Origin of the sequence: Dawidia soli, from assembly GCF_018598185.1 — a bacterium.
Taxonomy (GTDB): Bacteria; Bacteroidota; Bacteroidia; order Cytophagales; family Cyclobacteriaceae; genus Ohtaekwangia; species Ohtaekwangia soli.
Map to the genome: position 1 here is coordinate 14751 of NZ_JAHESC010000018.1, position 12149 is coordinate 26899.

Annotated in this window: 6 protein-coding genes; 1 reads left to right on the forward strand and 5 read right to left on the reverse strand. The window is 56.4% G+C overall.

Going from position 1 to position 12149, the window contains the following annotated elements; all coding sequences use genetic code 11:
- The first annotated feature begins 182 nt into the window (after positions 1 to 182).
- Entirely contained in the window at positions 183 to 6350 is a 6168-nt protein-coding gene (locus tag KK078_RS13500) for an alpha-2-macroglobulin family protein (RefSeq protein ID WP_254090812.1), read from the forward strand.
- Between the two features lie 80 nt (positions 6351 to 6430).
- Here KK078_RS13500 and KK078_RS13505 read toward each other — a convergent pair whose 3' ends face one another.
- Genes KK078_RS13505 through KK078_RS13525 form a run of 5 tightly spaced genes read right to left on the reverse strand, consistent with a single transcriptional unit; the run spans position 6431 to position 12142 of the window.
- A complete protein-coding gene (locus KK078_RS13505) occupies positions 6431 to 7870 on the reverse strand; it encodes a C1 family peptidase (protein WP_254090813.1) in 1440 nt (479 codons plus the stop codon).
- On the reverse strand, positions 7860 to 8435 hold the full coding sequence (locus tag KK078_RS13510) for a hypothetical protein (protein ID WP_254090814.1): 576 nt from the start codon (positions 8433 to 8435) through the stop codon (positions 7860 to 7862). Before KK078_RS13510 ends, KK078_RS13505 begins: the two co-directional genes overlap by 11 nt.
- A 29-nt stretch (positions 8436 to 8464) precedes the next feature.
- Entirely contained in the window at positions 8465 to 9292 is an 828-nt protein-coding gene (locus tag KK078_RS13515) for a hypothetical protein (protein ID WP_254090815.1), read from the reverse strand.
- 39 nt (positions 9293 to 9331) lie between these two features.
- On the reverse strand, positions 9332 to 10975 hold the full coding sequence (locus tag KK078_RS13520) for a caspase family protein (RefSeq protein ID WP_254090816.1): 1644 nt from the start codon (positions 10973 to 10975) through the stop codon (positions 9332 to 9334).
- Between the two features lie 18 nt (positions 10976 to 10993).
- A complete protein-coding gene (locus tag KK078_RS13525) occupies positions 10994 to 12142 on the reverse strand; it encodes a PKD domain-containing protein (protein ID WP_254090817.1) in 1149 nt (382 codons plus the stop codon).
- Positions 12143 to 12149: the final 7 nt, after the last annotated feature.

Consider the following 12149-nt stretch of genomic DNA (forward strand, 5'->3'; position numbering starts at 1 on the left):
CGGCCCTACCCCGCCCATTGTTGTTGTAACGAATTGAGCCTGAAAGGGAAACATCGGGTATTTTGATAACGTCCAACATCTGGTATCTTCCGGGTGAAAAAAAAATCGATGTGCTTCCATATGGATTCCCGGGTGCTGACGCATCCTGACCAAAGTGAAGACAAATCAAAATACGTGTTGCGATGAAGAATTTCTGGCTGATACTCATACTGAGCGCTATCGCTCACATAAACCTGGCACAAAACACAAAAAAGATGACTCCATGGGATTACGCAAAGGCCTGGAAAGAGGTCGCGGACTTTGAGCAGAAAGGTCTGCCCAAGTCGGCTCTCACCACGGTCGGGACGATCTACGCACAAGCAAAAAAGGAAAACAACGCGCCGCAATTGGTAAAGGCCATTCTCTTTCGCTTAAAGCTGATCGAGCACGAAGAAGACGCTACTACGCAGAACCTCGAATCCATTCGCACCGAAGCCGAACAGGCTGCTTTTCCCGCCCGGCCGCTGTTGCACTCCATGCTGGCGGAAATGTATTGGCGTTATTACCAAAACAACCGCTACCGCTTTCGCCAGCGCAGCGATATGACGGCAGATGCCGAAAAAGGTCGCGACGTAGAGACCTGGGGCCTGGAGCGGATCATTCGCGAGACAAGCGAGCAGTATACGTTGTCGCTGGCAGAGGCTGCCCAAAGTCAGGCGACACCCATCGATCTGTACCAGGAGATGGTCTATGCCGGCAATGCCAAGGGACGCGCTGCCCGCCCTACCCTGTACGATTTCCTGGCACATCGCGCCATCGACTTCTTTGGCGCCGAAGAGCCGTCGATCGCACGACCGGCCTACGCCTTCACGCTGGACCAGGAAGCGTACTTCGGCGACGCCCAGGCCTTTGCGGCCCTGACGCTCACCACGCGCGATACGACTTCGCTGAAATTCCAGGCACTGACACTGCTGCAAGCCCTCACCCGCTTTCACCTGAACGATCGCGACCCCGCCCCGCTCATCGATGTAGACCTGGAACGCCTGCAGTTTGTACGCAGTCACTCCACACTATCCAACAAGCTGGAGTTATACCGGGCCGCCCTGGAAACGCTGGAAAAGAAGCTCGAGGCGCAACCGGTGTCGGCGTTGGTGAGTTATTACATCGCGCAAACGTACGTCGAGACCGCCACACGCTATAAGCCATTGGTGTCGGATGCCCACAAGAACGACCTGAAGATTGCGTACGCGCGCTGTGAAGCCGTGAAGCAACGTTTCCCGGGTTCCGACGGCGCGCAGTATTGCGAAAACCTGCAGGCGCAGATCAAGCTGCATGCCGTCAGCGCCAAACTGGAGGAAAACAACCTCCCCGGCCAGCCATTCCGTTGCCTGGTGCAGTACCGCAACTTCCAGGACCTGCACTACCGCCTGATCCGTGTTACATCCGAGGAAGTACGCGCGCAACGCAAACGCCAGGAACGCAGCTCCACCAACGACCGCGAGCTCGAGTTCCTGCGGTACTTCCTGGCCAAAGCGCCCGCCCGTACCGGTCGCTTTACCCTGCCTGACGATGGCGACTATCAGTCGCACAGCCTGGAGGTGAAGCTTGACGCATTGCCCGAGGGCGAGTACATGGTCATGCTGAGCAACCGCGCCGACTTTTCGGGCGGTGAGAACGCCCTGGCCTATGCCTTTACACGTGTAACGCTGATCAGCTATATCCACCGGAACCTGCCCGACGGCACCCTCGAGTTCCACGTGCTGAACCGGCAAACCGGCGAAGCGCTGGCGAGTGTGAAAGCCGACGTATACGGCTCGAAGTACAACTATAACAAAAGCACCTATGAACCGGTACTGGTCGGCAGCTATACCACCGATCCGCGCGGGTACGTAAAGGTGCCCTACGTGCGCAACGAAAACCTGAGCGGCCTGTACACCAACTTCACCTACCACAAGGACTTTACCAGCACTGTGCCGATCGATCAACAGTCGTATTACTACGGTTCGCTGCATCAATACAAGGAACCGCCGCGCGCGGAATATGTACAGACCATGTTCTTTCTCGACCGCGCGATCTATCGCCCGGGACAGACGATCTATTTCAAAGGCCTCGTGACCCGCACCAATGGTGCGAAGTCGGAGATCGTACCCAGGCATCGTGCCACCGTTACCTTACAGGATGTCAACGGACAGTCGCGCGGGCAGGTGGAAGTGACCACCAACGAGTACGGCACGTTCAGCGGTACGTTCACCGCGCCTACCTCGGGTCTGCTGGGCGAGATGACGCTCCGCGCGAACGACAACGGCTCCGCCTCGTTCTCGGTGGAAGAATATAAACGACCGAAGTTCGAAGCCGCCTTCGAGCCCGTCAAAGCATCGTTCCGGTTGAATGAGACGATCCATGCCGAAGGAAAAGCAAAAGCATACTCCGGGGCGGTGATCGACGGCGCCAAGGTACAATACCGCGTGGTGCGGGTAGCGCACTTCCCCTATTGGTGGTATTACCGGTGGGGATATTATCCGCAGTCACCGGAGGTGGAGATCGCCCACGGCGAAACCGCGACCGATGCGACCGGTAAATTTACCGTCGACTTTACTGCCATTCCCGACCTGACGGTAGATCGCGCTTCCGATCCCACCTTCAGCTATACCCTCTATGCCGACGTGACCGACATCAACGGCGAAACGCACAGCGCTACCACCACGGTAACGGTAGGCTACAAGTCCCTCGTACTGCAGGTGCCCGTAACGAACCTGGACAAGGATGCAGCGAAGACGCCGGAATTGACCATCCGTGCCACCAACCTGGCCGGAGAACCCCAGACAGCCCAAGGCACGATCACGATCTATCCCCTGAAAGCACCCGCCAAAGCCTTCCGCGCACGCCTGTGGGACCAACCCGATCGTCACCTCTACACGCAGAACGAGTATTACGACCTGTTCCCCACAGACCTGTACGCCGACGAGGCCAACAAGTTTACCTGGGAGAAGGACAAGGCCATACTAACGCTTCCTTTTAACACGGCCGGGAAAACAACGTTCACGATCGAAGACCTGTCGAAGTGGAAAACCGGCGAGTATGTATTGGAAATAACGGCCACCGACAAAGACGGCCAGCCCGTAAAAGAAGTAACATACTTTACCGTGTATTCGCTGCAAGCCAAAACGCTGGCGACACCGGCGGTACATGTGTTCCAGCCGGTCAAACTTACCGCCGAACCCGGCGAAACCGCCACGTTTATCGCCGGCACCGGTGCGCGGCGGATCAACGTACTCTACGAAGTGGAGCACGACGGCACGATCCTGAGCAAAGAGTGGGTATCTCTGGGTGACGAGCAGCGATTGTTTAAGATCCCCGTGCAGGAGACGCACCGCGGCAACCTGGCGATCCACTATACCTTTGTGTATAACAATCGCCTCTATCATCAATCGGAGATTGTAAACGTACCGTATACCAACAAAGCACTGGATATTACATTTGAGAGCTTCCGCGACAAGCTGCGGCCAGGTCAGCAGGAACAATGGAAGATCCGTATTAAGGGCAAGACAGCCGACAAGGTCGCGGCAGAGATGGTGGCCACGCTGTACGATGCTTCGCTGGATGTTTTCCGCGCGCATGGCTGGTCGGCCGGCTTCTTCGAGTCTTTCTACGCGCAGCTGAACTGGAGCAGCGCCAAGGGCTTTGACGTGGAGTCACTGCACATCTACGACCACGATTGGAATCGTTATCCGCATCATTCTCCGGAAGCCCCGCGATACGATGCGCTCAACTGGTATGGGTATAATTTCTACTACCATGACCGCCGGATCATGAAGAAATTCTCCGTCCGGGGGGCGAGCTCCGTAGTAATGGAGGAAGCGAGAATGTCGCTCGACGCCTCGGCACCGGCGGCAGCCGCCCCGATGGCGGAGAAGGAAATGGCAGACGAAGCCGTGGCGGCTGGCGTTGGTGGTGGTGGACAAAAAAATGAGGAAGGCGGCAAGCCCGATGCGCCTGCAGCACCGCGCGAAGACCTCGGCGCCGTACAGGCCCGCACGAACTTTAACGAAACGGCGTTCTTTTATCCCCACTTGCAGACCAACGCCGAAGGCGAGATCATCGTCGGCTTTACCATACCCGAAGCGTTAACCCGCTGGAAGATGCTGGGCTTTGCGCACACACAAGACCTGAAGTCGGGCCTGACCACAAACGAGCTGGTGACGCAGAAAGACCTGATGGTCGTTCCCAACCAGCCGCGCTTCTTCCGCGAAAACGACAAAATGGTCTTCCAGGCAAAAGTGACCAGCATGACGGACAACGTCCTGCAAGGGCAAGCGCAACTGGAGTTCTTCGATGCCTTGACCGGAAAGCCTGCCACCGGCGTACTGGCCACCGGCGCCGTACGCGACTTTACCGTGGCCGCCCGTCAAAGCACGAACCTCGCCTGGAACATCTCCATCCCCGAAGGCCTGCAGGCCCTCACCTACCGCGTGGTGGCCAGGTCGGGTAACTTTGCCGACGGCGAGGAAATGACGCTGCCCGTGGTAACGAACCGCATGCTCGTAACAGAGACACTGCCGCTGCCGGTCCGCGGCAAGCAAAGCAAGGACTTCCGCTTCGAGAAGCTGCTCACGAACAAGTCCACGACGTTGCGTCACCAACAGTTCACGTTGGAATTTACGTCCAATCCGGCGTGGTATGCCATCCAGGCGCTGCCGTACCTGATGGAGTATCCGTATGAATGTGTGGAGCAAACGTTCAGCCGCTTCTATGCCAACAGCATCGCCTCGCATATAGCGAGCTCCAGCCCCCGCATCAAACAGGTGTTTGATACCTGGAAGAACATACAACCCAACGCGCTGTTGTCAAACCTGGAGAAGAACCAGGAGCTGAAGTCGGCGTTGTTGGAAGAAACGCCGTGGGTACTGCAAGCGCAGGACGAGACACAACGCAAACGCGCCGTCGGCTTGCTGTTCGACCTCAACCGCATGGCCAACGAGCAGGAGCGCGCGATCGACAAGATCGTGAAAGCACAGACCTCGGGCGGTGGCTTTAGCTGGTTCCCCGGCTGTCCGGAAGACCTGTATATGACGCAACACATCGTTACCGGCATGGGCCACCTCGACGTGATGGGCGTACGCTCGGTACGCGACGAAGACCGTACCTGGTCGATGGTACAAAGCGCGCTGCGGTATATGGACAATCAGTTGCAGAAGCAATACGAAGACCTGAAAGACCGCGTACGCCGCAAGCTGACCACTCTGGAAGACAACAACCTGGGCTACGGCCAGATCCAATACCTGTATGCACGCACGTATTTCAAAGACATCGCCTTGCCGGCGCAAACCCAGGAAGCGTATAATTACTATGTGGGGCAAGCCAAAAAGTACTGGTTGGAGTACAACCTGTACCTGGAAGGCATGCTCTGCCTGACGCTGCACCGCACGGGCGACAAAGTAACCACCGCCGCCATGATCAAATCGTTCAATGAACGCGCGCTGCACAACGAAGAGATGGGCATGTATTGGAAAGCCGAGCACGGCTACTACTGGTACCAGGCGCCGATCGAAACCCAGGCCCTGATGATCGAGGTATACGACGAGGTAGCCGCCGACGCCAAAGCAGTAGAAGACATGAAAGTATGGCTGCTGAAGCAGAAGCAAACACAAGACTGGAAAACGACCAAAGCCACCACCGAAGCATGTTACGCGCTGCTGCGCCGCGGCGTAAGCCAACTGGCCAGCACCACGCTGGTAGATATCAGGGTCGGCGACCAGGTAGTCGATCCCGCGAAACGTCCCGACGCCTCTGTCGAAGCCGGTACCGGCTATTTCAAGACAGCCTGGCAAGCAAACGAGATCAGCAGCAAGTTCGGAAACATCCACGTATCAAAACGTGACGAGGGTGTAGCCTGGGGCGCAGCCTACTGGCAGTACTTCGAGCAGCTCGACAAGATCACCCCCGCCGAAACACCGCTGAAGCTGAAAAAAGAGCTGTTCAAGGAAGTACGCACAGACCGGGGTCCGGTACTGACACCGATCACCGAACAGACACCGCTGCAAGTAGGCGACCTCGTAAAAGTCCGCATCGAGCTTCGCACCGACCGGACGATGGAGTACGTCCACCTGAAGGACATGCGCGCAGCCGGCTTTGAACCGGTGTCTACATTGTCAACAAGTCGCCATCAGGACGGCCTCTACTACTACGAAAGCCCACGCGACCTGGCCACAAATTTCTTCATGGGATACCTCCCCAAAGGAACCTATGTATTTGAATACGACCTACGCGTATCTCAACAAGGTGACTTCTCCAACGGCATCACCACAATCCAGTGCATGTATGCACCGGAGTTCTCGAGTCACTCGGCGGGGATACGGGTGAATGTAAAATAGCAACCAACACAAAAAAGCCCCGACATTGTCGGGGCTTTTTTGCCTCTGGGCAGATGCGCGTTAACTAAGCGCTTATACATCTACTTCTTCACATCAAACTCCAACAAAACCGACACCACCCCCTTCCCCTGACTCGGCGCAAAATAATGGATCCGATCCCCCGCATAAGCCGCCTCACACCCCCGAACAAGTTGCCCCCCGAACACCTTCTGAACACGCGCATTGACATCCCCCCGCAAAGACGCAAACTGCTCGAGCCGCGCCGGCAGGTCCTTGATCGCCTGGTGCGCATGTAACACCCATAAATATTCCGTACCGGGTTCAGACAACGAAAACACATTATACTTCCCCGGCAACACGATCCGCGGCTGCACCGTCGTAATCACCGCGCTGTTATACTCCTCTGCGAACTGCCGGTTCAATCGTTCGTCACGCGGCCAGTGTACCGCAGGTTGTAAGTCCCGATCGAGGCTGACCACATACACATAGCTATCCGGCAGCAAACCCTCGGCAACGAGTTGAAACTCCAGCGGCAGGCTGCCGCCATGCCGGACACGAAAGCGGTCGTTGGCATAGGTAAACGCTACCGGTGCGAAGGTGGCCGAGACATCCTCTTCACCGATGATCTTCAGCACCGGTCGCAATACCTGCAGGTTGCCTTCGAGGTAATGCTGGTCGCCGTGCGCGAGAACAAACTGGTAAGCGTATTTGCAATACGAAGCAAAGTCGTCGTAGCGGATCCACGCAAAGCCGCCATTCGCCCACCCGGTACCCCAGCTGTTCATGACTTCAAACGCCTTACGGCTGTCATCGTAACCGATCACCACCATGGCGTGGCCGCCAAAGACATTGGTCTTGCCGATACCCGGGTACCACACCGGGTCGCTTGACTTCAGGGTAAGGAAGTTCTCCAGCACGACCATGCCCACCACCACGGGCTTGTTACCCGCCAGCGCCAGCTTGACACGATCGATCTTGGTCTCGGCGGCGGCATCGGGCGTGAACAGCGCGGCAAAGCGCTGAATGCGGTTCAGCGAGGCTTTGTTGCGAAGGGCTATCGCGGGGATCGAGTCGCAGGCGTTGCTGACGACGAAGTCGCGGTATAACACGTTGCCCTTTTGTTGTACGAACGTCAGCGCCTGGTGCAGCTCGGCACCGTAGTCACAGGCACCGAGCTTGATCTGGTTGTACAGGAACATGGCGGAGTACGCCTCGGCATCGATCTGGCTGCGTTTGCCGGACCAGCGATGGGCGATGGCCTTCTCGATCGTCATGGCCGCATACCCTACCGACCAGCCGACACACGAGCTGATCTTGCCCTGGTCGCGCACCGTGGGGCAATACGGCTTGAGGTCGACCTTGAACTTGTTGCGCAACGCGTTGCCCTCCTTGGCGCCCAGGCTGTCATAGACGCGCCGCGGTGCGCGTGCATAGGCAGCGTCGTCCAGCACAAGGCCCTGCGCCAGGCCGTTGTAGCCGGCCAGCCAGGCGATCAGCATGAGTACGATACTAGATCTCATCCCAGTTTTTAAAGCGATAGGGCGTTACCAGGTATTGCTCGAGAATGTTGTCGTTCATCTTTTTGATCTCGCTGTCCACCTGCTTGATCACTTCTACGGCCAGCTTGGCATACTTCAGGATCTGCGGCAGCATGACGATGAGGGCATTGCCCGTGATCTGACCGTTGGTCAGCGTGGTCACCTCCTTTTGAAAGGTGTTGGCGTAATACTCTTTGGCGCGGTACAGGTCGGCTTCCACCTGTTTGGAATAAGCGTCCGGATACCGGATGAGGTATTTGCGTTTCTCCTTGTGAAGCAGGTCGGCCTTGATGTTGCGTAAAGCAGCATTGAAGTACTCGGCCGACGAGTTGTAGGCATACACCACGTTCTCGACCTCTTCTTTGGAGTAACGGTCCTGGATGACTTTAAAATTACGGACGGCAGATTGCGACCGCTCCTGCAGCTCACGGAACTCGGTGAAGAATGGTGTGTTCTGCAGGCTCTTCAGCGCCACGACCGTACTGGACTGCGCGCGCGTGGACAGCGTGGCCACGAACAAGAGTATCGTTATAATGAGATATTTCATACTATTCAATGTTAAGATTTGAGACAGGATCACTTCGACAAACGGCAGCTGAGCGTCAGCCCTCCCGCGGTATATACTTTACCCGGTGTGGATTGACGATCGATGTTCAGGTAAGGCGCGAACGACACAGTGCGTTGCTCCAGTTTCTTGAGCTGGATCAGCCGGTTCACCATAATGATCCCGGCGGTGAGCAGCACGGCGCCGCCGGCCACTTTCAGGAACGTGCCGGTCTTGTGCTTTTTGTTGGCCTCATCGTATACGTCGTTACGGGTGGATCCCATTTCTTCATATACCGCCGCCGTTTCGACCGTGTTCGCCTTATAGACATTGTACAGGTCCTTGGCGTCCGAGCTGCTCTTCATACCGCTGGTGATAAGCCCCGCGCCGGTGGCGCCGATGCCACCCAGGCCGACCCAGAACGGTATTCCTTTGCCGGTCGCGCCCGAAGGCAGATCTTTCAACAGGTCAGGAGCCTTTACTGTCTCTTCCGGTTTCTTGGTAGTAGAAGTTGTGGTGGCCGTGTTGGTCGGTACCGGGCTGGTGGCCGATACTTCCACCGACAGCTCGCCGTTGAGCTCGGCAATGTCGTCGAATATATTCCAAACGATCTTTTTGCCGGTACCCATGCGCACGTAGTTGCCTACGTCGCCCGAGACGGACTTCGGCACGATGGCCTTGTTGTCGATAATGACTTTCAGGGCGACGTCGAAGTAAATGGCGTTGCCTTGCTTGGCAAGGTCGTATGTAATGACGATGCGCTCGTCATTTTCCAGCTCCCATTTTACATTGGACACAGACTGCCCGGAGGCCGGCCAGGCCAGGGAGACTACGGCGAGAAGTGTTATAAAGAGTTTCATGGTGTAGAGGGTTGTTATTATCCTGTGTTTCTTCAAGTACTAATCCGTTACATAAAGCGCCACGTCGCCCAGGTCGTCTTTTACCAGCACCGGGTTCTGTGCGCGGTTCTTTACTTTCCTGACGACCGTTGCCACCTCCTTGCTCACAAAGGTGTGCAGCTCGTGCAGCGTGACAATGTGATTCTTATCGGCATCCGCCCGGCCGAGTGTCAGGCCTTGTATGATCGCCCTGGTAAAAGCGCCATTCTTCCATTGCGGATCTTCGTAGGACTGTTCTTCGCCGCGGCTGGACGCAAATACCGTCAGTCCTTTCTTGGCGGCGTTGAGCTTGCTGATCTCGAAGTTTATATCCGCCGGGTTGGCCCGGGCGCCGCCGCTGTGACAAGCGTCGACGAAGATGATCTTCTTGCAAGGCACCTCTTCGAGGATCCCGACAATCTCCTGGCGAAAGGATACCGACGTGCTGCGCTGCCGCGTGGGCGCATAGTCGTCACCCTGGATGCGGAAGTCGCCGTCGAGTATAAAACCGTGTGAGGAGATAAACGCCAGGATAATATCGTCGGGGCCGATGCTGCCCGTATAGTACCGGACCTTAAACTCCTCCAGCGTGCCGCGGATCTCCTGCGCCGAGGCATGATCGCCCACCAGCGTATCGACCAGGATTTTGCTGAACAGGCGATTCCCGCCCGGTGCACCCTGGTTCTTAAACACACCGGCAAAGTCCCGGGCATCCTTGCGCGTATAGGCCAGGTTGGTCTCGGTGCCGACGCAAAGGATATGCAGGTTAGGCCGGAACGGACTATAAGCCACCTGCAGCCGCTCCGAACGGGCCACGGGATTTGTCTCGACTTCCAGGTATACTTCGTTGGTGCCTGCCTGCTCGGCCAGCTCGACCTGGCCGGTAAAGATGAAGTTGCCCTGCGAGTCCTTTTCCAGCCTGGACTCGCTTCCTGCCGGCAGCGCCTTGCCATTGTGCACGACGCGCACCTGGCCCAGGGAGATGTTGTTCGGCGTCAGGATCCGGAACTTCAGGGGCAAAGCTTTCTCCTTGGTAGTATAGGGCTGGCCGTTCAGCAGCACCGGGTCGTAGGCCGTCCACCAGTATACACTGGCAACACCCCGCGGTGTGTCCCGCGTAGCACCCAGGGATTGAATGGTGATTGTCCGCCCCTTCCGGAAGACAACGAGCGGTTCGCTTTTTTTGCTCTGCTTTTCGGTTGTCACCTCCAGCACGATTTCGTTAGCACCTTCGTTCAGCGCCACCCGGTTGGTATAATTGAACTCCTGCTGCTGGCCGTACAAACCGCTTACATCCATGCGCGCGCCAGAACGCTGACGATTGTGATACAGCACCACATTGCCCGGCTTGAGCGCCGTAGTGGAAAAGATCTTCGCCTGCACCTCCAGCTGACCGTCTTTGAGGGGAATATTCTCCCCCGCGGCATTACTCCAGTCGATCAGGATATAGTCCTTCTTCTTTCCGCCGATGTTGATCGTCATAGACTGGCTCTTGCCGGTAGAGACTTCGTTAACTCCGCCGTCGGTGCCCTGCTCTTTCTTTTTCTTCCTCCCGAACAGGCCCGTTTTCTTTTTGCCGTCTGATCCGTCCTGGGCATGGGTGGCCACGGAGGCCGCGAGCATGACGGCCAGCGCCAGCATGCAATAGCATTTGGTGTATTTCATACCGATGAAGAAGTCAGATCATTGAACGACAAGCACGTTGTATTTGCGATCTTGTAGCATCGCATCACCATTCTGGTTATAGATACTCCAGTTCGCGTTCGGACCATACCAGAGCCCGGTAGGCTGATCATTGGGAACCGGCCAGGTGATCTCCGCCCCCTGGTTAAAGGTGGTGATGACCAACGCCGCGGGCTTGTTGTTCGTCAGTACGTTGTCGAACTTGCTGTAGTCGCCGACAATGGATTCAAACGCGCAGATATGCGTAAAAGAGTTCGAGTCTTCACTGATGATGACATTGATCTTGAGGTCAGCCGGCAATTCGGCCTGGTGCAAGTGCATGATCTCCCACCGGTTGTTGACATACACCACGCCCACGGGCCAGGTGATATAGTCGCTGGATTTTTCCCAGACGGGTGTAACAAACACGCGGGCGTTGGGATGGTTGTTCAGCAGCGGGTGGTCCATCGTCGAAACATGGATCAATCGTTTATTGGCAGGTGTTATGGTATGAACGAAGGCGTGCTCCGATCCGGCATCCGCCGTCACGACATTGAACTTCTCACCTTCCTGCAGGCTGCCCAGGTTCTGGTTAAAGATCCCCCACTTGCCGCCCCAATAATATACCCCGAGCGCCGCGCTGTTGCGCTTGCCCAGCACCGGTGTCACAACAATGATCTTATCGGGTTTGTTGTTCGTCAGCGCATTGTCCATCATGGTAAGCTGCGGCGACTCGGCCTGAACCATACCTTCGCCTACCGTGTGCTTGAAGGCTTTAAACCCACTGCTATTGGGTGTTTGATTGATATATACCGTAAGCGTCGTATCGTGCTGGATACTATCGTTAAAGGCACGCAACGTTACCGGAAATGCCCCGGAGGTAGCATAAACGTGCACCGGGTTGGGCAGTGTGGACACCGCGCTCTCGTCGCCGAAATCCCATTCGTAGGAAGTAGCATTTTTAGAAGCATTGGTGAAGCTGACCGAGCAGTTGGCATTACACAGCGGGTCTTGTACCTGAAACGTAAAATCGCTTCGTAGTTTACCGTCAGACGGTTCAATGACCGCCAGGTCGCAACCGGATACAAGGAACAATCCGGTCCAGAGCAAAGAGTTCCGGAGCAGCAGCAGCCTCCGGAAAGTGTTAATAAAACAAGTGAGTGTGTTCATGGGTCTT